The organism is Faecalibacillus sp. MSK20_93 (assembly GCF_020589945.1).
GTDB classification, from domain to species: domain Bacteria; phylum Bacillota_I; class Bacilli_A; order Erysipelotrichales; family Coprobacillaceae; genus Faecalibacillus; species Faecalibacillus intestinalis.
Genome location: NZ_JAJDKA010000001.1, coordinates 96,013 through 117,676 on the forward strand (window position 1 = coordinate 96,013; position 21,664 = coordinate 117,676).

Consider the following 21,664-nt stretch of genomic DNA (forward strand, 5'->3'; position numbering starts at 1 on the left):
TTATGGCACGTTATACAGGACCACAATGGAAAATCTCTCGTCGTTTAGGATTCTCAATCTTAGAAAACGGGAAAGAATTAAACAGAAGAGCTTATGCTCCAGGTCAACATGGACAAAAAAGAAAAAAACAAACTGAATATGGATTACAATTAGCAGAAAAACAAAAAGTAAGACATATGTATGGAGTTAATGAAAAACAATTCCACAACACATTTAATCAAGCAGGTAAAATGGAAGGTATCCATGGTTACAACTTCTTATGCTTATTAGAAAGAAGATTAGACAATGTTGTTTATAGATTAGGTTTTGCTTCTACAAGAAGACAAGCTAGACAATTAGTAAACCATGGTCATTTCTTAGTAAATGGTGTTAAAACTGATATCCCATCATACAGAGTAAATATTGGAGATGTTATCGAAGTAAGAGAAAAATCATTAAATTTAGCAGTTATTAAAGAAGCTTTAGAAAACAAAGTTGCAACTCCAGCTTTCGTTGAAGTTGATACTAATAAATTAACTGGTAAATTAACTCGTTTACCTGAAAGATCTGAATTAAACTCAGAAATCAATGAATCATTAATCGTTGAATACTACAACAGACTTGGTTAATAAGAAGAACAGCTTTTATAGCTGTTTTTTTGTATATAAAGGAGAATTTATGAACGCAAAGCTCATTATTTATTGTAAGGAAAAGATTCAAAATTATGAATCATTAAAACAATTATGTTTGTTGATGAACATTGAAATAATTTTATTGAATGAACAGATGACACAAAATAAAATTAAAGATATTTTAAATAAAAAGATTAAAAAAACAAAAAAGAATAATTTAGAACCAGCGGTTGTTGTTTTTTCAAACGTTGCATCTTTACAAATGGATCAAATATTATCAAAATTAAAAAATAATTCAACACTTTGTTTAAAAGCTGTTGTAACAGCAACAAATTATAATTGGACATTTGAAAAGTTAGTTTTACATTTACTAGAAGAATATCAAAAAAATAAATAAATCGTGTAGAATAGAGGTAGTAATTTTGGTATAATAGTAAAAGAATAATAAGGAGGTTTTTATGAACGAAAGTAGAATTTGTATTGCTCTTGATTTTAAGACAAAAAGTGACGTTGAAAACTTCTTAAAACAATTTGAGGGAGAAAGTCTTTATGTAAAAGTAGGGATGGAATTGTTTTATGGAGAAGGAATTGAAATCATTAAAATGATTAAAGAAATGGGACATAAAATCTTTTTAGATTTAAAATTACATGATATTCCAAATACTGTAAAAAGTGCCATGAGACAACTTGCTAAGTTAGATGTCGATATGGTCAATGTTCATGCTTCAGGTGGTATTGAAATGATGAAAGCTGCTATTGAAGGATTAGAAGAAGGCAAAACAAGTGGTAAAAGACCATTATGTATTGCTGTAACATGCTTAACATCTTTAGATCAAGATGTTTTAGATAATCAGTTACTTATTCATGAACCATTAGAAAATGTTGTATTAAAATGGGCTGAAAATGCAAAAGCTGCAGGATTAGATGGGGTTGTATGTTCACCATTAGAATCAAAAATCATTCATGATCATTTAGGAAAAGAATTTTTGACAGTTACACCAGGAATTCGTCTTGCAAGTGATAATGTCAATGATCAAAAACGTGTAACAACACCAGCTATGGCAAAAGAACTTACTTCAAGCTATATTGTTGTTGGTAGAACAATTACAGGAAGTCAAGATCCTTTGGCGACATATAAAAAAGTTTATCAAGATTTTCAAGGAGAATAGAAATGAAAAAAATTATTGCTAAAGATTTATTAGATATTAAAGCTGTCTTTTTAAGACCGAATGAACCATTTACTTGGGCAAGTGGTATTAAATCACCAATTTATTGTGATAACCGTTTAACTTTATCTTATCCAAAAGTAAGAAAAGATGTTGAACAAGGACTTGCTCAACTTGTAAAAGATAATTTCCCAGATGCAGAATGTTTAATGGGAACAGCTACTGCTGGGATTGCACATGCTGCTTTAGCTGCTGATATTTTAGATTTACCAATGGGGTATGTTCGTGGAGGAGCTAAATCTCATGGACGTAATAACCGTATTGAAGGTGTTGTTAAAGAAGGAATGAAAGTTGTTGTTGTTGAAGATTTAATTTCAACTGGTGGTTCTTCTTTAGAATGTGTTGAAGCTTTAAGAGAGGCTGGATGTGAAGTTTTAGGATTAATTGCTATCTTTACTTATGGTTTAGATAAAGCAACAGTTAATTTTGAAAATGCACATTGTCCATTTGTGACTTTATCAAATTATGATACTTTAATTGAAGTAGCAAAAGAACATGATTATATTAAACATGAAGATATGGAAAAATTAAAAGCTTGGAAAGTTGATCCAAGTGATGAATCATGGATGAATAAATAAGTATTTTTAGGGAATGATGGTTATTTAAAGCCATTGTTCCTTTTTTTTTGTTTTTATTTGCAAAAAATAGTGGTATGATGTAAAAGTAATAGTAGGTTTACTTTTTGGAGGTAAGTATGTTTAAAAGTATTCGATATGTATTAAAAGAAAACTTTACAAATTTGTATCGTATATATTGTATTTCAAAATATGAATTGCTTTCTGATATGCGAGATTCAAGATTAGGTGTTTTTTGGAATTTTGCTAATCCAGCAATTCAAATTATAACGTATTATTTTGTGTTTGGTTTAATTATGAATAGAAAGGCTGTAGGAAAGATTCCTTTTATTCAATGGATGTTATGTGGGATGGTGGTATGGTTTTTTATTAGTCCATGTATTACTAATGGAGCCAATGCTATTTATGCTAAACGTAATGTCATTACAAAAATGAAATTTCCGGTATCCGTTTTACCAGCTACAGTTGTTGGAAAAGAATTGTTTAATCATTTTTGTTTGATGGCTATCTTAGTTGTCTTTTTGCTTACACAAGGGATCATGCCTTCACTTTATTGGCTTGAACTTATTTATTATCTTTTTGCAGCAATTTGTTTGACAATTTCACTTGCGATGATTACATCTGTTTTAAATATGTTAGCTCGTGATACAAGAAAGCTTATTTTAGCGTGCATGCGTTTATTACTTTATTTAACACCAATTTTATGGCCAATTTCACGTTTACACAAATATGGGTGGCAAATGACAGTAAGATATATTATGAAAGCTAATCCAATTTATTATATTGTATGTGGTTATAGAGATTGTTTCTTATATCATCATGGAATCTTATTTTATTGGAAACAAATGCTTTTCTTTTGGGTGTTTGTCATTGTGATTTTTACAATTGGTAGTATGATGATGTATAAATTTAAACATAAATTTATTGATATGATTTAGGTGGTAATAATGGAAGATTATGCAATTAAATTTGAACATGTTTCAAAAATATATAAATTAAAAAAGAAAAATGATGGTAAATCAAAAAGCTCAGTTACACAAAGATTCTATGCTTTAAATGATATTACTTTTACAATTCCTAAAGGAGAAGTTGTAGGAATTTTAGGAACAAATGGTTCGGGTAAATCAACATTATCATTGATTTTAGCAGGTATTTCACAAATTGATGAAGGTACAATGGATATCAATGGAGAACAGGCTTTAATTGCAATCAATACAGGATTGGATATGCAGCTTACAGGGCTTGAAAATATTAATGTTAAAGGAGCATTGCTTGGACTTTCTAGAAAAAGAATTCAAGAAATTACGGAAGGTGTTATTGAATTTGCTGAAATTGGTGATTTCTTATATCAACCCGTTAAGAAATATTCAAGTGGGATGAAATCAAGATTAGGTTTTTCAATTTCTCTTTATTTAAATCCTGATATTATCATTGTCGATGAAGCTTTATCGGTTGGGGATAAAGGATTTGCTCAAAAGTGCTTAGATAAAATGAATGAACTTAAAGATCAAGGAAAAACAATTGTCTTTATTTCTCACTCTTTGCCACAAGTAAGAGGATTCTGTCAAAAGGCTATGTGGATTGAAGGTGGACGTTTAAAAGAATATGGTGACGTTGAAGAAGTATGTGATGAGTATGCCGAATATGTTGATTTTTATAATAGTTTAAAGAAAAAAGAAAAGAAAAAATTAAATGATGAAAAATTTGCAAGTCGAATTGTTCAAAATCCTAAAATTGGTTTTTGGGAAAAATTATTAGATAAAATGAAAAGATAGGAGAGATAGGATGAAGAAAGTTATCACATATGGAACATTTGATTTGTTTCATGTAGGTCATTTAAATATTTTAAAAAGAGCAAAAGCTTTAGGCGATTATTTAATTGTTGCGGTAAGTAGTGACGCTTTTAATGCACAAAAAGGTAAGAAAGCTTATCATAGTGATCAAGATCGTATGGCTATTTTAAAAGCTATTAAATATGTAGATGAAGTTATTTTAGAAGAATCATGGGATCAAAAAATAAAAGATGTTCAAGAACATGATGTTGATGTTTTTGTTATGGGTGATGATTGGAAAGGCCAATTTGATTTCTTAAAAGATTATTGTGAAGTAGTTTATTTACCTCGTACAGAAGGTATTTCTACAACTAAAATCAAAGATGATTTAAAAGATAAATTATAATAAAGGAGAGTTGTATGAAAATTAGTGTGATTGTCCCTTATGAAGGATATTATCAATATTTAAAAGATTGTTTAGAAAGTTTAAGTGAACAAGAAAATGTTGAAATTGAAACATTATTAGTGGGAAGTCAAGATGACCAAAAATTTCAACAATTAGTAGACACATATAAAGATAAAATATCTTTGAATGTTATTCCTTGTTCAATAGAAGAAGGCGTTGCTAAAAAAAGAAATCTTGGTTTAGAAAATGCAACAGGAGATTATATTTATTTCATTGATAGTGATGATTATATTATGCCTCAAACATTATCTTGTTTGCTTCAAGATGCTATGCAAAAAGATTTAGATTTAGTTGTTGGTAGAAGATGGATCACATGGTTTAAAAAACAAGTTTTTGAAACCATGGGTGATGAAAAAAATGAAGAATTAAATTTGAAGGATAAAGATGATGATCGTAATCATAAATTCTTAGAAAAAGATTATTCTGACATAGATGATAGTGATGAACAAAGAAGAATTGATTTATTAATTAGAGCGAAAAAAGGGATTCGAAATATTTCAGTTTTAAATATTTTAATTAAGCGTACTTTAATTGAAGAAAATCATTTACGTTTTAATGAAGATTTCATTTATTATAGTGATTTACCTTTTGTAGAAGGACTTGTTATGTATGGTCATAAGATAGATTTCAATGACAAAACACTCTATGCAAAAAGAAAACATAATGATCCAATCAATACACCAGCTTTGTCGCAAATTAAAGATGAAACTAAATTTGATGAATTTATTAATGTCTATAAGTATGCTATTTCTTTAGTAGATAAAGAAAGTAGAATTCGTTATTATTTAGATTCTAAAATGATTAAATATTATAGTAATTTCTTTGCTAAGAAAATTAGACGATCTAAAGATGATTTTTGGAGAGATGAAAGATTTGATCAAATGTCTATTTTAATGCAGGATGTAAGAGATGATTTATTGAAAAATATGTCTCATTATCAAAGAAAGATGGTGAAACTTGCTAGAAATCATGATCTACAACAAACACAAAAAGTGATTGCTAAACATCTTGCTAAAAATAAGATGAAAAAGATATTAAAAAATAAAAATGAAATTAATAAGTATTTATATCGTCATAAATATATCAATGAACCAATTGAAGAAAATTGGATCATGTTTGAAACTTTTATGGGTAAAAGTTATGCGGATTCACCAAAGTATATTTATGAATATTTAGCTAAAAATTATCCAGGAAAATATAAATTTATTTGGGTTTTAAATGATCCTAAAGAAAAACTGCCTTATGAAGGAATCATTGTTAAAAGATTTACGAAGAAATATGCTTATTATTTAGCTAAATCTAAATATTTTGTTTTTAATATCAGACAACCTTTATGGTTTAGAAAAAGAGAAGGTCAAGTTTTCTTAGAAACATGGCATGGAACACCACTTAAACGTTTAGCTTTTGATCAAGAAGAGGTGACTGCAGCTTCTCCAACTTATAAATCTCAATTTTATCGTCAAAAACAAGAATGGGATTATTTAATTGCAGCAAATAAATTTTCAAGTGATATTTTTAAAAGTTGTTTTATGTATACCAATGGAACAATGCTAGAAATTGGTTATCCTCGTAATGATTTATTGTATGCACCAAATAAAGATCAAATTGCATTAGATTTGAAAAAGAAACTTCATATTCCATTAGATAAGAAAACAATTTTATATGCACCAACATGGAGAGATGATGAATACTATGGGAAAGGGCAATATAAATTTAAGTTGAAATTAGATTTAGAAATGATGAAAGAAGAGTTAGGAGATGAATATGTCATCCTACTTAGAACACATCATTATATTGCAGATGCGTTAGATGTTACAGGAGTTGAAGATTTTGCTTATAATTTATCTAAATATGATGATATTACTGAAATTTATTTAATTTCTGATATTTGTATTACAGATTATTCAAGTGTTTTCTTTGATTATGCTAACTTAAAAAGACCAATGTTATTCTATACTTATGATATAGATAAATATCGTGATGTTTTAAGAGGTTTCTATATTGATATGGAAAAAGAACTTCCTGGTCCACTAGTTTATTCGACTAAAGAAGTAATTGATCAAATTAAACATCTTGATGAAATGAATCAAAAATATGCTCAACGTTATGAAGTATTCTATGATAAATTCTGTTCTATCGATGATGGAAATGCTTCACAAAGAGCAGTTGAAGCAGTTTTTAAATAAGGGGGTTACCCCTTATTTTTATAAGGAGGTTTAAAATGATTAGATTAATAAAAAATATCTTGGGTAAAACAATTAAGTTTATTTATCGAATAACTTATAAGTTAATACCAACTCATAAAAAAACAGTCTTGTTTATTGCTTTTCATGGTAGGGGATATAGTGATAATCCTAGAGCTATTTATGAATATATGAGACAACAAGATCAATTTAAAGATTATCGTTTTATATGGGCTATTAAGCACCATAAAAAGAAAAACATTTCTATTGAAAATGCTAAAGTGATTGAATATTTTTCAATTCCTTATTTCTTTTATCTTGCAAGAAGTCAATATTGGATTGCTAATTGTAAATTACCAATGTATGTTTTAAAAAAGAAAAATCAAATATATTTACAAACTTGGCATGGAACACCGCTTAAAAAATTGGCTTTTGATATAGAAGTTCCTGAAGGAACTACTTTTTATCGAAGTGGCATGAATGAAGAAATGATGCATGAAACATACGCACAAGATGTTAAAAAGTATAACTATATGATTTCTCCAAGTGCTTTTACAACTGAGATTTTCCAAAGTGCTTTTAGAATTAATAGAGAAAGATTAATTGAAACTGGCTATCCGCGAAATGATTTTTTAACAAACTATACAGAAGAAGATGTTTTAAATATTAAGAAAAAATTAGGAATTCCTCTTGATAAAAAGGTACTTCTTTATGCACCAACGTGGAGAGATAATTCTTATATAACCAAAGGGTATACTTTTAAATTAGAAGTTCACTTTGATAAATGGCAAAAAATATTAGGGGATGAATATGTTATTGTATTTAAACCTCATTATTTAATTGTTAATGATTTTGATATTGATCAATATCAAGGATTTGTTTATTTTGTAGAAGCTAATGAAGATATTTCTAATTTATATATTATTGCAGATGCTTTAGTTACTGATTATTCAAGTGTTTTCTTTGATTATGCTATTTTAAAAAGACCTATTTATTTCTATATGTATGATTTGATTCATTATCGAGATGAATTAAGAGGTTTTTATTTAGATGTTTATCATGATTTACCTGGAGATATTATTGAAGATGAAAATCAACTATTAGAAGAAATTAAAAAAGGTTACGATTATCAACGTTTAGATAAGTTTAATCAACGTTTTAATAATCATGAAGATGGTAAAGCTTCTAAACGAGTAGTTGATATTGTTTTTAAGTAGGTGCTAAGATGGGATTACAAAAATTAATATTAAATATTATTTTGGGATTTTTAAATATTTTTGTTAAGAGATTTAAAATAAAAGAAAATCAAGTTGCCTTTGTTTCTTTGGAATCTAAATATTTAGATTCTGATATGAAATTGATTTATGATGTTTTAAAACAAGATAAACAATTAAATCTCAAAAAAGTTGTTATTGAGTATGATCAACAAGGAATAAAACAAAACTTTTTATATATGCTTAATTGTATTCAACAGCTTTTTGTAATTAATACATCAAAAGTGGTTATTATAAGAGATAATAATTATGTTGTTTCTACGTTTAAAAGAGAAGGAGTTAATGTGATACAAGTATGGCATGCTTGTGGTGCGATAAAAAAATTTGGGAATGCACTTGCTAGAAAATATCCAATTAAAAATTATGATTATGTGATAGCAAATAGCTCTTATTGGAAAAAACCGTATAGTGAAGCTTTTTCTGTTAAAGAAGAAAATGTGGTTGTTACTGGTATGCCAAGGGTAGATTGTTTATTTGATGATAGTTATTTAAAAGCATCTAAAAATAAATTGTTAGCTAAGTATCCAATTTTGAAGGATAAAAAAATTATTTTATATGCTCCTACTTTTAGGGGAAATATTTACCAAGGTTTTTCAATGCTTCCATTTGATGGTGAAAAGTTAATAAATTCTTTTGATGAAAATACGTATCTCATTTATAAATTACATCCATTGTTAAAAAATGTTTGTCTTCCGCAACACCCTCGTATTATTGATATGTTTAATGAAGATACACATGAATTGTTTGCTTTAAGTGATCTCTTGATTTCAGATTTTTCATCGATTGTTTTTGATTATTCTATTTTAAATAAAACAATGTATTTTTATGTTCCAGATTTAAATGATTATTTAAAAGATGTTGGATGTTATGTAAATATAGATTTATTTCCAGGAAAGATTTGTAAAAATATTGATGAGTTGATTCAAGGAATACAAAAGAATGAAGCGGGAAATTTAGAAGCTTTTAAAAATACATTTTTTGAATATCAAGATGGTAAAAATACAAAACGTGTTGTTGAATTGATTTATGATATATTAAAAAAGTCTCTTTAATTAGAGACTTTTTAAATACGCTGTAACTTCAGTTAAATCTTTTAAAATTTTAAATGTTTTTTCTTCATATTGTTTTTCTGGATATTTCATATCAGGAATGCAAATTACTTTGATGTTTGCATCATAGCTTGCTTGAATTCCTGCTTCACTATCTTCTAAAACAATAGCTTCATCAACATTAACGCCAAGTTTTTGACAAGATTTTAAGAAAACTTCAGGATTTGGTTTTCCTTTAGTAACTTCGTCACCACAAATAGAATCATCGAAGAATTCTGTGATTTTAGCTTGTGCTAAAATTTTATCTACACGATCACGATTACTTGAAGTAGCAACGATTGTTTTATAATTATTATCTTTTAAATAATGTAATAATTCAACAAGTCCTTTTTTTACAGGAACTCCTTCTGTTTCAAAACGTTCAGCCATTAATTGATGTACATCTTGAATCACGTTTTCAATAGGAAAATCATTTCCATAAACATCATAAAATCTTTGATAGATTCCTTTAATAGGTTTCCCTAATAATGTTTTATAAAATTCTTCATCCATTGTTAAATTCATATCTTTTAATCTTTCTTGATAACATTCAAAAGTCACTCTTTCGCTATCAATCATTAAACCATCCATATCAAATATTATTGCTTTAATCATTTTAGTATCTCCTTTTTTTATTATTCGTGATATATCATAGCATAAATCAAGGTGTTAAAGAAGCAATTATCATAATTTGAAAAACGACTCATAAAATTCAATAGGAGGTTATTTTATGATTAGTAGGGGAGATATTTATTATGCTGATCTTTCACCGGTTATAGGAAGTGAACAGGGTGGAATAAGACCTGTTTTAGTATTACAAAATAATAAAGGAAATAAATTTTCAACAACTGTTATTGTTGCCCCAATTTCGTCAAAACTCACCAAAAATCCTATTCCCACGCATGTCATTATTCGTTGTGATTCTTTAGAAAAGAAATCTGTTATTTTACTTGAACAAATAAGGACGATTGACAAAGTTCGATTTCAAGAAAAATTAGGTACTTTAGATGATTATTTTATGAAGAAAGTAAATGAGGCTATTAAAACAAGTTTGGATTTAAAATAGTTTTCATCAAATATAATATTTGTTATAATGCCTTTATAGGATGGTGAAAGAAATGAATATATATGATATCAAAAATAAAGCAAATGAAGTATTAAGACAACCTAATCAGTTATTTAAGGTTATTTTATATGTTGGTATTATTCAAGCTTTATTTTCGGCTTTATCAGGATTATTTGATGGCATTTTAGGAAGTATTATAAGTTTAATTTTAAGTATTTTAACAGTTACTTTGGGACATGGAATTATTGTAGCGTCTTTAAAGGTTGTTAATAATAATGGAAATTTAGTTGATGAAAAAGAAGATTCACTTGTAGGAATTAAACGATTTGGTCAACTTTTTCCAACATATTTTTTGTATAGAGTTGTTGTTGCTTTAGCGGGTATTGTTGTAGGGGTTATTGGAATGCTTTTGATGTATACAATGATTACAGATGCACAATTTTCAAATTTATCTCAACTTGTTTTAATGTATGCTAATAAATCAACGATTTCTCAAGATGAAATTGTTAATATTGTTGCTTCATTATCAAATGTGTTTTCATTTGTTTTTATACTCGTAATTATTATTTCGATTTTATCTGTTTATTTATCATTAAAATTTGGATTATTTAACTACATTTTACAAAAATATAATTATACTGGATTAACAGCCTTAAAAGAATCCAGTCGCTTAATGAAAGGAAATAAATGGACTTTGTTTAAATTAGAATTTTCTTTCTTTGGATGGATGATTTTAGCTGGTTTGGTTTCAGGCGTTGTGGCAATGTTTGTAGAAACGATTATGCCTATTCCTTTTTTAGCAACATTTATAACAGGGGTTGTTTCTACTTTCTTTAGTGCTTATTTTTATGATGTAAAGCTTAATACATGTTTTGCTGTTTTCTATGAAGAATTAGATTATGCAGATAAAAATAGTGTTGAGCTATAGTTGAAGGGATGTTTATGATGACTGAAAGCTTTGCAGGAAAGATTAATGGAAAACAAAAAGCAATTGGATTTATTCTTTTATTTCCGTTATATTTATATGTCATACCAAGGTTTGCTAATTTTGGTATTTATCTTTTATTAAAGTATACAAATATTACAAGAGATACGACAATTTTAGGAATCTACTTAAATTTGATTTGTTCATTATTGAGTTTTGTTTTGGTTGTATGGCTTTTAAAAGATTTTTTGATAGATAATATAAAAAGATTTAAGGAACATTTTACAGATAATTTTGTTTATTCTATTACAATTGGTATTGTAATGATTTATGGAATTTCAATTGTTGCTAATATGATTATTAATTTTGTATTGGGTGGAGGATCAAATGATTCTGCCAATCAATTATTATTTGAAGATTATCTAAATAATGGTGCCTTATTGATGGCTTTTCAATCGGTTGTTTTAGCACCTATATTAGAAGAACTTTTATTTAGAGGACTTGTTTTTAGAAGTCTTAGAGATAAAAGTAAATGGTTAGCTATTTTTGCAAGTTCATTCTTATTTGGCTTTTTACACATTTATTCTGCTTTATTTGCTGGTGATCTATCGCAACTAATTTATTTGCTTTCCTATGGTGGAATGGGGTTTGCTTTTTCCTATGCTTATGAAAAAAGAAAAACAATTTGTGTACCTATTTTAATGCATATGATCAATAATTTGGTTGCCATTATATTATTAGTTTTTATGTAAAACTCCGTATAGGAGTTTTTTATACTTTTATACCTTTTATTAGATAAGACCATGTTTTTTTACCAACGATGCCATCTACTTTTAAATTTCTATTATTTTGAAATTTCTTAACAGCTTTTTCGGTATTGATACCAAAGATACCATCAATTTTTAAGTTGAATCCTACAAAGTTAAGGCGTTCTTGAATGAGTCTTGTAATTTTTCCTTGGGCACCTCTTTTAACAGTAGGATACGTGCGAAAGCCTTGTTTTTTAATTTCTTGATTTAAACGTTGCAACCAAGTATCTTCTAAAACAATATGATTTGAAGAAATAATTGTAGAAAATGGAAAATGGGTTCCTGGGCAATCTGTAGAAGCAACATCTTTATGTCTTTTAATGCTAGAAAGGTGATATTTATTTTTTATATAAGAAACTAAATCAATTAAGGCATTGAGTTGTAAAGGATTCATTTCTTCTTTCATGAAATCTCCTTCAGCACAAATACCGATTGAATCATGATTTGCACCTTTAGCATGCGCTCCGATTGTATCTTCAGGTCTACCTTGATAAATCGTACCATCTTTTCTTACTAAGAAATGATATCCAATTCCACTCCAACCTTTTTTTAAATGCCACTGATGGATATCTTCTACACTACATGTTTTTGCTTGTGCATGATGCAAAATAATTTTATTTGTTTTATTTCTTTTGAACAATGGAGAAGCCCAGTTGTATTTTTTACGAATGATTTGCATAGTTCACCTCCCTATAGTACTTATATGCTTAAGATATAAGATGATATAGGTAAAATAAAAAATAGTTTATTAAAACTATTTTTGTACAAAGGTAATTACATCATTAGGTTGACAATCAAGAATCAAACATAATTTTTCAAGAGTGAGAGCTGTAATATTACTATTCTTTTTTAATCTGTCTAAAGTTTTATGATCAATACCACTTTTTAGAAGAACATATTGAGAAATCTGCTTTTCTTCCATTGTATGCCATAACGGTGAATAATCAATCATTGTTATGTCCTCCTTATATGTATAATTATATAGAATTATTCTTGCAAAAATATTGTGAACATATACACAATAACGTATAATATGATTTAGGTGATCAAAAATGGCAATGTATACTTTAAAAGGGATTGGTGAAATATCAACAGATGCTTTTGATGAAAAAATTACTTTAAGAAATCTATTACAACATTTTAGTTTTTATGATTTTATTATTGTAGATACAAAACAAAATATTCTTTTTCAATATAATTCAAATGATGATTGGTTTCATAATCTAATTAGTTTAAAGAAGTTTTATAATCAAGAAGTTATTACAGTATATAAAAAAGAAAATCATTTTTATATTTCAATAGATTTTTAAGAAATTTAATGATTTTCCTTGATTTTAAAAATAGATTGTATTAGAATATCATTGTTATCTCTCCGTAGCTCAGTTGGTAGAGCATCTGACTCTTAATCAGAGGGTCCACGGTTCGAGACCGTGCGGGGAGACCAATTGATAAAATGGCTTAAACACTAGGTTTTACTAGAGGTTTGAGCTTTTTTTATATCTTGTTTTAGAAACTTTGCTTGGTTAAACTAGGGTATATTAGGTTGAACTAAAAGTGTGCAAAAAAATGAAATATAATCTTATAACAAAATATTTAATGAAAAAAATGTAATTCTAAGTGAAAGTTCTACATTTTTTTATCATATATTTAATAAAATGTATGCTATAATTACAAAAGGGAGGGTGATTTTATGTTTTATAGTCAAACATGTGAAAATATAAAATTAATTATTTTTACGTTAGATGGTGGCTTATTAGATCTCAATAGACTAAGATATAATTATTATCGAAGTACATGTGAAACCTATCATAAAGTTGCTACTCGTGAAGATTTTTCTAAAATGCTTGGAAATATGAATACGATGTATGATCATTCTTTACTGTCTGATTATATTTCTGCTAAAGATTTTAATAGAATGGTTGAAAAGGATTTATTTGAATATATTAAATTAAAACCTAATATTAAAAGAGAAGGCGTTGATGAGTTGATTCAATATTGTAAACAAAAAGATATCAAGATTGCAGTATATACGACTCATAAAACAAAAAGAGCTATTCAATATTTACAACTTGCAAAGATCTATGAAAAAATTGATTTTTTAATTGGTGGAGATTCACGACTTAAACCTTTACCTGAAGTGGATGTTTTAGAGGTGACATGCCAACAAATGAACATTGATCCTTCTCATACAATGGTGGTTGCTAATTTTGAATCAATGGTTGAAGCGGCTAATCATTTACTTGCAAATGTTATTTACATGCCAGATTTAGTGCCGGCCAGTGATAAGATCAAGGCCAGTGTTTATAAAATGACTAAAAATCATTTAGAAATTATGAATATGTTTTTATTTTCTAAGTATGATTCTGTGGAATTGTTTTCACCGCTTCTTGGAATGAATGCACAAATGGATTTAGAAACTTTGACACATACTCGAAATCAATTATTGGATAAATATAAAGATGATGAGCAATTAATTGCATTGGTTAATAGAACATATGATTATTTCAATGAAATCTTATCAAAACAATTTTTAATTAATGAGTTAGAAAAACAAGAAACAAAGAGATTTTCATTTGATGATGAACAAAATGATAACGTTCAAGAGGTTCATGATAAATTTAATGATGTTGTTTTAGAACAAGAGCAAGAAGATGAAATTTTACCTGATGAACAGGATGATACGTTTCTATTTTCTAAGGCATCTTCTTTGGATCCCCAAAGAATGAGTGAATTAATGGATATTATAAATGGAGATGCCGTAGATGAAAAAAGTCATGAAGAGAATAAAACAAATGAAGAAAATAAAAATAATACGATAGAACAAGAACATTGGTTAAATAAAGTAATTGATGTTGTTTATAATTTATTGATTTCGGTTATTATTGTATTTTTTGCTTTAATTGTACAAATTTTATTTCAAGGAAATTCTTCTAAACTTTCACAAATTATCAATATGATAATCGATGGTTATGTAGGAATTATAAATTTTATTTTTGGTGTGTTGTTTGATATTTTACATAGTTTTATAAGTGTAATACCATCATATAAAATGTTTGTTTATCATAATTCATCGCTATCATCAATGGCAGTAATTGCGTTATTGGCTATTATTTCAAATTTTATTTTAATAACTTTAATTAAGAAAATTGTTCAAATGTTGAAAAAAGACTAAAAATTAGTCTTTTTTTTAAAAAACTATTTACAAATGTAAAATTAGATGATATTATAAATGGGCACTGATGTGATGGAGACATACTCAAGAGGCTGAAGAGGCGCCCCTGCTAAGGGTGTAGGTCGGGAAACTGGCGCGAGGGTTCAAATCCCTCTGTCTCCGCCATTTTATTTGGTCTGGTAGTTCAGTTGGTTAGAATGCCGCCCTGTCACGGCGGAGGTCGCGGGTTCGAGTCCCGTCCAGACCGCCAAATAAAAAATAAACTGCTTATACAGCAGTTTTTATTTTATATATTTATCATTGTATGCTTTCATAATAGCGATGATTGTTTTAGAATCATGGATTTCATTATTCATGATTTTTTTATAGGCTTCATCTATTGGCATAGAGATAACGTCTATAAATTCATCTTCATCTCCTTCAAGGGGATTTTCAACTTTAAATAGACCTTTTGCTTCATATAAATGAATAACTTCATCACAATATCCTGTTGTTGGATATATTTCATTAATAAGTTCCATGGATTTACAACTATAACCAGTTTCTTCTTCCAATTCTCTTTTACCGGCAGGCCCTGCTTCTTCACCTAATTCTAATTTACCAGCAGGAATTTCTAAAGTATCTTTATTGTAGGCATATCTAAATTGTTTGACGAGCAAGATACAATCATCGACGACTGCTAAAATACCTACACCGCCATGATGTCTTACGATTTCTCTTGTTGCGAGCCTTTTGTTAGGACATTCTACCTGATCTTTATAGACTTTGATGATTTTTCCATCGTAGATTATTTCACTTTTAACTTTTTTTTCCATCTTTTTTACCTCGTTTATATTTTATAATTCTATTATACGTTATTTTGAAATGAATAAAATAAAAAAAGTATGCGGGGGTGCATACTTTTTTTTCATCTATTATTTACGTAAGGATGATAATAGGGGGATGTTAGAGTGAATGCGTTTCACTTAACAAATATATTATAACACGTTTATTTTTAATGTAAAGGGTTTCATAAAAATAAAAGATAACTTTAGCTTAGTCTATGTTATAATGACGTTGGTGATAGAAATGAAAAAAATAGTAATTAAAGAAAATGATGCAAATCAAAGAATCGATAAATATTTAAAAAAATTATTATGTAATGCACCTAGTAATTTTATATATAAGATGTTTAGAAAAAAAGATATTAAAATTAATGGTAAAAAAGTAAATGAAAAATATATTCTACAAAAAGATGATATTTTAGAAATGTTCCTTTATGATGATAAATTTAATGAATTTACAAAAGAAAAAGATATTTATGATTTAAAAAGAGAATTTAAAGTATTATATGAAGATCAAAATATTTTAATTGTTGATAAACCAGTAGGTTTATTAGTTCATGGGGATGCTAAAGAAAATGTAAATACGCTTTCTCATCAAGTTTTAAGTTATTTAAAAGAAAAAGGTGAATTGGATGTAGGCAGAGAGAGTACCTTTACTCCAGGACCAGTCCATCGTTTAGATCGTAATACAAGTGGGATCGTTATTTTTGGAAAGACTTTAGCTGCTTTGCAGGATTTAAATGAAATGATGAAAAAACGACATCATATTGAAAAATCATATATGACGATTTGTAAAGGAAAGCTTACTAAACAACAAGAACTCGTAGGATATGTTAAAAAGATAGATAATGAAGATCGTGTACGTTTTGTTAAAAAAGATGATAAAGATGCTCTAATGATGAAAACAATTGTAAAGCCAATCAGAACTACAAATGATTTTTCTTTAGTTGAAGTTAAAATTATTACAGGAAGAATGCATCAAATAAGAATACATTTATCAAGTATTGATCATCCAGTTATAGGTGATCGTAAATATGGTGATTTTGCTTTAAATAAACAAATGAAACAACAATTTGGATTAAATAATCAACTTTTACATGCCTATAAAATTAATTTTGTTGATCCGTTTGGTTCACTTAGTTATCTAAAAGGGAAAAAAATTATTTGTCCTAAGCCAACACAATTTAAAAAAATTGAAAAAAGTTTATTTGAAAGCGTTCTCTAAATACATATTTTATTGTATAATTTAGCTATAGTTTTAGGAGGAAATAGAATGAAATATTATATCGGTATCGATTTAGGTGGAACAAATGTAAGAACACTATTAGTAGATGAAAATGGTGAATCTTATAGTGAAGTTAAAGGACCTACTGAATGTCAAAATGGTCCGGATTATGTATGTGATAAGATAATAAAACAAATCGAATCATTAGATACATCTGTATGTGGTGGTTTGCAAGGTGTTGAAGGTATTGGAATTGGTGCTCCAGGGCCAGTAGATACAGAACTTGGTATCATGATTATGGCAAGTAACTTACCAGGATTTGAAAACTATCCAATTTGTCATAAATTAAAAGAAAAATTTGGATTACCAACTTTTATTGATAATGATGCCAATGTTGCAGGTTTAGCGGAAGCTATATTAGGTGCAGGAAAAGATTATAAAACAAATTATTTTATTACTTGTTCAACTGGTGTTGGTGGAGCATTTGTTGTTGATAAAAAATTAGTATCTGGTGGTAGAGGTCACGCTGGTGAAATTGGAAACATGATTCTTGTACCAGGTGGTTATAAACAAGGTGCTTTAAATCCAGGAGCTGTTGAAGGAGAAATTTCTGGTACTGCTCTTACAAGAAAAGGAAAAGAAGCTAAAGGCGATTTAGTAAAACATGCAGGTGATGTTTTCAAATTAGCTGCTGAAGGAGATGAAGCTTGTCAAAAAATTGCTGAAGAATTTATTGATGGTTTCTCTACATTACTTGCTAATGTTGCTCATACTGTAGATCCACATTGTTTTGTATTAGGTGGAGGAGTTTTCAAATCTAAAGCTTATTTCTGGGATGAACTTGAAAAAAGATTTAATAGTAAAATTCATGTAGGTATGAGAAATCATATTCCTCTATTATTTAAAGAAATTGATGATTGTGGTGCAATCGGTGCTGCCATGTTACCAATGTCTCAATTAGATTAATAAGAAATAGCCCCTTAAAGGGGCTATTATTGTGTCTTATTGTTTTACTTTAATTTTGTTTTTGATATAATACACGAGAAGGAGGACGATTATGAAAAAAAGAGTCGTTTTAGGATTAAGTGGAGGTGTTGACTCTGCTGTAGCAGCTTATTTACTTAAACAACAAGGATATGAAGTTATTGGCGTATTTATGCGAAACTGGGATAGCCAATTAAATAATGATATTTTAGGTAATCCCACAAATGATAACGATATTTGTCCTCAAGAACAAGATTATAATGATGCTAAAGCAGTAGCTAAACATCTTGGAATAGAAATTAGAAGAGTCGATTTTATTAAAGAATATTGGGATAAAGTTTTTACGTATTTTATTGATGAATATGCTAAAGGAAGAACACCAAATCCTGATATTTTATGTAACAAACATATTAAATTCAAAGCGTTTTTAGAATACGCTGAAGAACTTAATGCAGATTTTATCGCAACAGGACATTATGCGCGTGTTGAACATCATGAAGGTAAAGATTCAGTGATGTTAAAAGGAATTGATCAAAATAAAGATCAAACATACTTTTTATGTCAACTTAATCAAAAGCAATTACAAGCTTCTTTATTTCCTTTAGGAAATATTACAAAACAAAAAGTTAGAAAAATTGCTGAAGAATTAGATTTACCGGTAGCTCATAAAAAAGATAGTACAGGAATTTGTTTTATTGGAGAAAGAGACTTTAAACAATTCTTACAAAATTATATTCCAGCAAAACCTGGAAAGATGGTTGATATTCAAACTGGTAAAGTGATTGGTGATCATATTGGAATTATGTACTATACGATTGGTCAAAGAAAAGGTTTAGGTATTGGTGGTTCAGGTGACGCTTGGTTTGTTGTTGGGAAAAACTATGATAAAAATATTTTATATATTTGTCAAGGGAACCAAAATGATTGGTTAATGTCTACAGGTGCTTTAATTACAGATGTTAACTGGATACCAAGTATTAAACCTCAAGAAGCTATTAAATGTAATACAAAGTTTAGATATCGTCAAAAAGATAATCCAGTAACTCTCACTTTTATTGATGAAAATACTGTAAAATTAGAATTCGATCAACCTGTTAAATCTGTAACTCCAGGACAAGCAGCTGTTTTCTACGATGGAGATGTTTGTTTAGGTGGAGGAACGATTGAAAAAGTCTATAAAGACGGAAAAGAGATTGAATATCTATAATGTTAAAATATACAGGATATATTAGAAAGATTCGCTATTATAGCGAATCTTCTCATTATATAGTTGCATTATTAGAAGTAGAGGAAGATCAGGAACTTTTGACCATGAATGGTTATATGTCAAATTTTAATGATTATGATAAATATGCTTTTTATGGTGATTTTGAAATTCATCCTAAATATGGTCAACAATTTAAGTTGGATCATTATGAAATAGTTTTAAGTACAGATGAAGAAGAAATTATTAAATATTTATCAAGTCCCTTATTTAAAGGAATTGGTCCTACACAAGCAAAATACATTGTTGATGCATTAGGAGAAAATGCACTTTCTTTAATCAAAGAAGATAAACATCATTTAGATTTAGTTAAAGGAATGACAGTGGCTAAAAGAGAACTTATTTATGAAGTATTGACTTCTAATGATTATGATCAAGAAGTCACACAATTCTTTATGGGACATGGTATTTCTTTAAGACATATTGGTATTATTCAAGAAACTTATAAAGAAAAAACATTAGAAATTTTACAAAATCATCCATATCAATTAGTAGAAGACATTGATGGTATTGGTTTTAAAACAGCAGATGAACTTGCTTTAAAAACAGGAGGAACTTTAGATAACCCAGATCGTTTGAAAGCAGGGGTTATTTATAGTATTAAACAAAGTTGTTTTTCATCAGGAAGTACATATGTACTTTATGATGAAATAAAAAAAGCTTTTCATAAAATTATTTATCATATTGATGATGAGGTTTTTGATGAATATCTCAATACTTTAGTAGAAGAAGGAAGAGTCATCAAAGAAGGAGAATATTATTATGATGAAGAGCTTTATGAAAGTGAAGAAATCATTGCAAATTTTTTACACAAAATAAATGATTATCCAGAAGAATTTTATGATGAAAATGAATTAGAAAGACTGCTTGATAACTATCAGGATAAATTTGGTATTGTCTATTCAACAAAACAAAAAGAAGCAATCGAATACTTTTTAAAATATCCAATGATGATTTTAACCGGAGGACCAGGAACGGGGAAAACAACGGTTGTTAAAGCGCTGATTCAAATCTATCGAACACTTTATCCAGAAGATGCAATTTCTCTGGTAGCACCTACAGGAAGAGCAGCGAAAAGATTAAGTGAATTAACAGGTTTGGATGCTTGTACGATTCATCGAGAACTTAAATGGGATTTACATAAAAATTCATTTGCGATGAATCGAAATAATCCTTTAAGTAGTCAAGTTTTAATTATTGATGAGTTTTCGATGGTTGATAGCTTACTTTTATCTAAATTGTTTGATGCAAGCAGACGTGTTCATAAAGTGTTGTTTATTGGTGATTATCATCAACTTCCTTCAGTAGCACCAGGAAATGTTTTAAAAGATTTTATTGAAAGTCAATTAAAAGTTATTGAATTAGATGAGATTTATCGTCAATCAAAAGATTCAGGAATTGTGCAATTGGCACATCAATTAATTCATCAAGAAGTGAATGATTTATCATTGTTTGAACAATATAAAGATATTCATTTTTATAATAGTACCAATTTTGAAATTATTAAAAATGTGACAACAATTGTAAAAAAAGCAATAGAAAATGGCTATGATCAAAATGATATACAAGTTTTAGCACCAATTTATCAAGGTGTCGCAGGAATCAATGCTTTAAATTTGGCTTTACAGGAAATTTTTAATCCTAAGAATCATCAAGAAGAATATCGTATTGGACAGAAAGTTTATCGAGAAGGAGATAAGATCTTACAGTTAAAGAATAGACCAGATGATGATATTTATAATGGTGATATAGGTGTTTTAGTTGAAATTAACCGTAAAGATGGTTTTGAATATTTAGAAGATACGCTTATTGTTGATTATGATGGTAATTTAGTCGAATATACATCAAAAGATTTTATGACTTTTACATTGGCTTATTGTATGTCAATTCATAAAGCTCAAGGAAATGAGTTTAAAATTGTTATTATGCCTGTTTTAAATGATTATTATATTATGCTTAAAAGAAATTTGATTTATACAGGTCTAACAAGAGCTAAACAAGCCTTATTTATTTTAGGTAATCCACAAGCTTTTCTTTATGGTATAAAAAATATTTCTGATAGTAAAAGAAAAACAACATTAGTAAGTAAAATCAATCAAAATAAAAATGTTGAAACATATGAAGAATCTTCATATAATCAAGAACTTAAACAAAATATTACAGATTTTTTAAATGATGATGAAACTGTATAATTTTATAA

Annotated in this window: 23 protein-coding genes and 3 tRNA genes; 22 read left to right on the forward strand and 4 right to left on the reverse strand. The window is 28.1% G+C overall.

What is annotated here, in order from left to right; genetic code table 11:
* Positions 1 to 2: 2 nt before the first annotated feature.
* The 10 genes from rpsD (at position 3) to LJD34_RS00525 (ending at position 9,159) form a co-directional block, all read left to right on the forward strand.
* Entirely contained in the window at positions 3 to 608 is a 606-nt protein-coding gene (rpsD, locus tag LJD34_RS00480; protein WP_117812041.1) for a 30S ribosomal protein S4, read from the forward strand.
* A 49-nt stretch (positions 609 to 657) separates the two neighbouring features.
* Complete coding sequence (locus LJD34_RS00485; RefSeq protein ID WP_032091383.1) at positions 658 to 1,008, forward strand: DUF3783 domain-containing protein; 351 nt, start codon at positions 658 to 660, stop codon at positions 1,006 to 1,008.
* Positions 1,009 to 1,069: 61 nt separating this feature from the next.
* Complete coding sequence (gene pyrF / locus LJD34_RS00490) at positions 1,070 to 1,780, forward strand: orotidine-5'-phosphate decarboxylase (RefSeq protein WP_022001157.1); 711 nt, start codon at positions 1,070 to 1,072, stop codon at positions 1,778 to 1,780.
* A gap of 2 nt (positions 1,781 to 1,782) precedes the next feature.
* Positions 1,783 to 2,415 carry an orotate phosphoribosyltransferase gene (pyrE, locus tag LJD34_RS00495; RefSeq protein ID WP_022001156.1) on the forward strand — a complete coding sequence of 211 codons (633 nt, stop codon included), beginning with the start codon at positions 1,783 to 1,785 and terminating at the stop codon, positions 2,413 to 2,415.
* 116 nt (positions 2,416 to 2,531) lie between these two features.
* On the forward strand, positions 2,532 to 3,350 hold the full coding sequence (locus LJD34_RS00500; RefSeq protein WP_119363195.1) for an ABC transporter permease: 819 nt from the start codon (positions 2,532 to 2,534) through the stop codon (positions 3,348 to 3,350).
* 9 nt (positions 3,351 to 3,359) lie between these two features.
* Positions 3,360 to 4,187: an ABC transporter ATP-binding protein gene (locus LJD34_RS00505; RefSeq protein WP_032091380.1), complete on the forward strand. Its 828-nt coding sequence runs from the start codon at positions 3,360 to 3,362 to the stop codon at positions 4,185 to 4,187.
* Between the two features lie 10 nt (positions 4,188 to 4,197).
* Complete coding sequence (gene tagD, locus LJD34_RS00510; protein ID WP_032091379.1) at positions 4,198 to 4,590, forward strand: glycerol-3-phosphate cytidylyltransferase; 393 nt, start codon at positions 4,198 to 4,200, stop codon at positions 4,588 to 4,590.
* A gap of 14 nt (positions 4,591 to 4,604) precedes the next feature.
* The gene (locus tag LJD34_RS00515; RefSeq protein ID WP_227358929.1) at positions 4,605 to 6,836 is read left to right on the forward strand and encodes a CDP-glycerol glycerophosphotransferase family protein; all 2,232 of its coding nucleotides are present in this window, start codon (positions 4,605 to 4,607) and stop codon (positions 6,834 to 6,836) included.
* Positions 6,837 to 6,871: 35 nt separating this feature from the next.
* Complete coding sequence (locus LJD34_RS00520; RefSeq protein ID WP_264472079.1) at positions 6,872 to 8,050, forward strand: CDP-glycerol glycerophosphotransferase family protein; 1,179 nt, start codon at positions 6,872 to 6,874, stop codon at positions 8,048 to 8,050.
* Between the two features lie 8 nt (positions 8,051 to 8,058).
* The gene (locus LJD34_RS00525; protein WP_227358930.1) at positions 8,059 to 9,159 is read left to right on the forward strand and encodes a CDP-glycerol glycerophosphotransferase family protein; all 1,101 of its coding nucleotides are present in this window, start codon (positions 8,059 to 8,061) and stop codon (positions 9,157 to 9,159) included.
* On the opposite strand, the gene LJD34_RS00530 is transcribed toward LJD34_RS00525, so the two are convergent.
* Complete coding sequence (locus tag LJD34_RS00530) at positions 9,160 to 9,810, reverse strand: HAD family hydrolase (RefSeq protein WP_117347120.1); 651 nt, start codon at positions 9,808 to 9,810, stop codon at positions 9,160 to 9,162.
* 115 nt (positions 9,811 to 9,925) lie between these two features.
* Here LJD34_RS00530 and LJD34_RS00535 point away from each other — a divergent pair, with 115 nt between their 5' ends.
* Genes LJD34_RS00535 through LJD34_RS00545 form a run of 3 tightly spaced genes read left to right on the forward strand, consistent with a single transcriptional unit; the run spans position 9,926 to position 11,938 of the window.
* Positions 9,926 to 10,261 (forward strand): type II toxin-antitoxin system PemK/MazF family toxin, encoded by a 336-nt coding sequence (locus LJD34_RS00535; protein ID WP_022001148.1) that lies wholly within the window; start codon positions 9,926 to 9,928, stop codon positions 10,259 to 10,261.
* Between the two features lie 52 nt (positions 10,262 to 10,313).
* Positions 10,314 to 11,189, forward strand: coding sequence for a DUF975 family protein (locus tag LJD34_RS00540; RefSeq protein WP_227358931.1), 876 nt, complete (start codon positions 10,314 to 10,316; stop codon positions 11,187 to 11,189).
* A 14-nt stretch (positions 11,190 to 11,203) separates the two neighbouring features.
* Positions 11,204 to 11,938 carry a CPBP family intramembrane glutamic endopeptidase gene (locus tag LJD34_RS00545; protein ID WP_227358932.1) on the forward strand — a complete coding sequence of 245 codons (735 nt, stop codon included), beginning with the start codon at positions 11,204 to 11,206 and terminating at the stop codon, positions 11,936 to 11,938.
* A gap of 19 nt (positions 11,939 to 11,957) precedes the next feature.
* Here LJD34_RS00545 and LJD34_RS00550 read toward each other — a convergent pair whose 3' ends face one another.
* Together LJD34_RS00550 and LJD34_RS00555 are read right to left on the reverse strand one after the other, a co-directional pair.
* Positions 11,958 to 12,674, reverse strand: a complete 717-nt coding sequence (locus LJD34_RS00550; RefSeq protein WP_227358933.1) for an N-acetylmuramoyl-L-alanine amidase — start codon at positions 12,672 to 12,674, stop codon at positions 11,958 to 11,960.
* 75 nt (positions 12,675 to 12,749) lie between these two features.
* Positions 12,750 to 12,947: a helix-turn-helix domain-containing protein gene (locus LJD34_RS00555; RefSeq protein WP_022001144.1), complete on the reverse strand. Its 198-nt coding sequence runs from the start codon at positions 12,945 to 12,947 to the stop codon at positions 12,750 to 12,752.
* Between the two features lie 100 nt (positions 12,948 to 13,047).
* Here LJD34_RS00555 and LJD34_RS00560 point away from each other — a divergent pair, with 100 nt between their 5' ends.
* From LJD34_RS00560 to LJD34_RS00580, 5 genes are all read left to right on the forward strand, one after another.
* Positions 13,048 to 13,305, forward strand: a complete 258-nt coding sequence (locus tag LJD34_RS00560; RefSeq protein WP_032091374.1) for a hypothetical protein — start codon at positions 13,048 to 13,050, stop codon at positions 13,303 to 13,305.
* A 58-nt stretch (positions 13,306 to 13,363) separates the two neighbouring features.
* Positions 13,364 to 13,439, forward strand: a tRNA-Lys gene (locus LJD34_RS00565).
* A gap of 246 nt (positions 13,440 to 13,685) precedes the next feature.
* The gene (locus LJD34_RS00570) at positions 13,686 to 15,167 is read left to right on the forward strand and encodes an HAD hydrolase-like protein (RefSeq protein WP_032091372.1); all 1,482 of its coding nucleotides are present in this window, start codon (positions 13,686 to 13,688) and stop codon (positions 15,165 to 15,167) included.
* 74 nt (positions 15,168 to 15,241) lie between these two features.
* Positions 15,242 to 15,332: transfer RNA gene (locus LJD34_RS00575), tRNA-Ser, on the forward strand.
* Positions 15,333 to 15,340: 8 nt separating this feature from the next.
* A tRNA-Asp gene (locus LJD34_RS00580) sits at positions 15,341 to 15,417 on the forward strand.
* Between the two features lie 31 nt (positions 15,418 to 15,448).
* Here LJD34_RS00580 and LJD34_RS00585 read toward each other — a convergent pair.
* On the reverse strand, positions 15,449 to 15,982 hold the full coding sequence (locus tag LJD34_RS00585; protein ID WP_117347116.1) for an NUDIX hydrolase: 534 nt from the start codon (positions 15,980 to 15,982) through the stop codon (positions 15,449 to 15,451).
* A gap of 253 nt (positions 15,983 to 16,235) precedes the next feature.
* On the opposite strand from LJD34_RS00585, the gene LJD34_RS00590 reads away from it, so the two are divergent.
* From LJD34_RS00590 to LJD34_RS00605, 4 genes are all read left to right on the forward strand, one after another.
* Positions 16,236 to 17,216 carry an RluA family pseudouridine synthase gene (locus LJD34_RS00590; protein WP_147580002.1) on the forward strand — a complete coding sequence of 327 codons (981 nt, stop codon included), beginning with the start codon at positions 16,236 to 16,238 and terminating at the stop codon, positions 17,214 to 17,216.
* Positions 17,217 to 17,264: 48 nt separating this feature from the next.
* Positions 17,265 to 18,182: an ROK family protein gene (locus LJD34_RS00595; protein ID WP_032091369.1), complete on the forward strand. Its 918-nt coding sequence runs from the start codon at positions 17,265 to 17,267 to the stop codon at positions 18,180 to 18,182.
* A gap of 91 nt (positions 18,183 to 18,273) precedes the next feature.
* On the forward strand, positions 18,274 to 19,407 hold the full coding sequence (gene mnmA / locus LJD34_RS00600; RefSeq protein ID WP_227358934.1) for a tRNA 2-thiouridine(34) synthase MnmA: 1,134 nt from the start codon (positions 18,274 to 18,276) through the stop codon (positions 19,405 to 19,407).
* Complete coding sequence (locus LJD34_RS00605) at positions 19,407 to 21,656, forward strand: ATP-dependent RecD-like DNA helicase (protein ID WP_227358935.1); 2,250 nt, start codon at positions 19,407 to 19,409, stop codon at positions 21,654 to 21,656. Before mnmA ends, LJD34_RS00605 begins: the two co-directional genes overlap by 1 nt.
* The last annotated feature ends 8 nt before the right edge of the window (positions 21,657 to 21,664 follow it).

Coding starts and splice junctions, on each gene's coding strand:
- LJD34_RS00525 (WP_227358930.1), top strand. CDS start 8,059: ATGGGATTACAAAAATTAATATTAAATATTATTTTGGGATTTTTAAAT.
- LJD34_RS00520 (WP_264472079.1), top strand. CDS start 6,872: ATGATTAGATTAATAAAAAATATCTTGGGTAAAACAATTAAGTTTATT.
- pyrE (WP_022001156.1), top strand. CDS start 1,783: ATGAAAAAAATTATTGCTAAAGATTTATTAGATATTAAAGCTGTCTTT.
- LJD34_RS00570 (WP_032091372.1), top strand. CDS start 13,686: ATGTTTTATAGTCAAACATGTGAAAATATAAAATTAATTATTTTTACG.
- pyrF (WP_022001157.1), top strand. CDS start 1,070: ATGAACGAAAGTAGAATTTGTATTGCTCTTGATTTTAAGACAAAAAGT.
- LJD34_RS00590 (WP_147580002.1), top strand. CDS start 16,236: ATGAAAAAAATAGTAATTAAAGAAAATGATGCAAATCAAAGAATCGAT.
- LJD34_RS00485 (WP_032091383.1), top strand. CDS start 658: ATGAACGCAAAGCTCATTATTTATTGTAAGGAAAAGATTCAAAATTAT.
- LJD34_RS00540 (WP_227358931.1), top strand. CDS start 10,314: ATGAATATATATGATATCAAAAATAAAGCAAATGAAGTATTAAGACAA.
- mnmA (WP_227358934.1), top strand. CDS start 18,274: ATGAAAAAAAGAGTCGTTTTAGGATTAAGTGGAGGTGTTGACTCTGCT.
- rpsD (WP_117812041.1), top strand. CDS start 3: ATGGCACGTTATACAGGACCACAATGGAAAATCTCTCGTCGTTTAGGA.
- LJD34_RS00550 (WP_227358933.1), bottom strand. CDS start 12,674: ATGCAAATCATTCGTAAAAAATACAACTGGGCTTCTCCATTGTTCAAA.
- LJD34_RS00560 (WP_032091374.1), top strand. CDS start 13,048: ATGGCAATGTATACTTTAAAAGGGATTGGTGAAATATCAACAGATGCT.
- LJD34_RS00515 (WP_227358929.1), top strand. CDS start 4,605: ATGAAAATTAGTGTGATTGTCCCTTATGAAGGATATTATCAATATTTA.
- LJD34_RS00555 (WP_022001144.1), bottom strand. CDS start 12,947: ATGATTGATTATTCACCGTTATGGCATACAATGGAAGAAAAGCAGATT.
- LJD34_RS00530 (WP_117347120.1), bottom strand. CDS start 9,810: ATGATTAAAGCAATAATATTTGATATGGATGGTTTAATGATTGATAGC.
- LJD34_RS00505 (WP_032091380.1), top strand. CDS start 3,360: ATGGAAGATTATGCAATTAAATTTGAACATGTTTCAAAAATATATAAA.
- LJD34_RS00535 (WP_022001148.1), top strand. CDS start 9,926: ATGATTAGTAGGGGAGATATTTATTATGCTGATCTTTCACCGGTTATA.
- LJD34_RS00545 (WP_227358932.1), top strand. CDS start 11,204: ATGATGACTGAAAGCTTTGCAGGAAAGATTAATGGAAAACAAAAAGCA.
- tagD (WP_032091379.1), top strand. CDS start 4,198: ATGAAGAAAGTTATCACATATGGAACATTTGATTTGTTTCATGTAGGT.
- LJD34_RS00605 (WP_227358935.1), top strand. CDS start 19,407: ATGTTAAAATATACAGGATATATTAGAAAGATTCGCTATTATAGCGAA.
- LJD34_RS00500 (WP_119363195.1), top strand. CDS start 2,532: ATGTTTAAAAGTATTCGATATGTATTAAAAGAAAACTTTACAAATTTG.
- LJD34_RS00585 (WP_117347116.1), bottom strand. CDS start 15,982: ATGGAAAAAAAAGTTAAAAGTGAAATAATCTACGATGGAAAAATCATC.
- LJD34_RS00595 (WP_032091369.1), top strand. CDS start 17,265: ATGAAATATTATATCGGTATCGATTTAGGTGGAACAAATGTAAGAACA.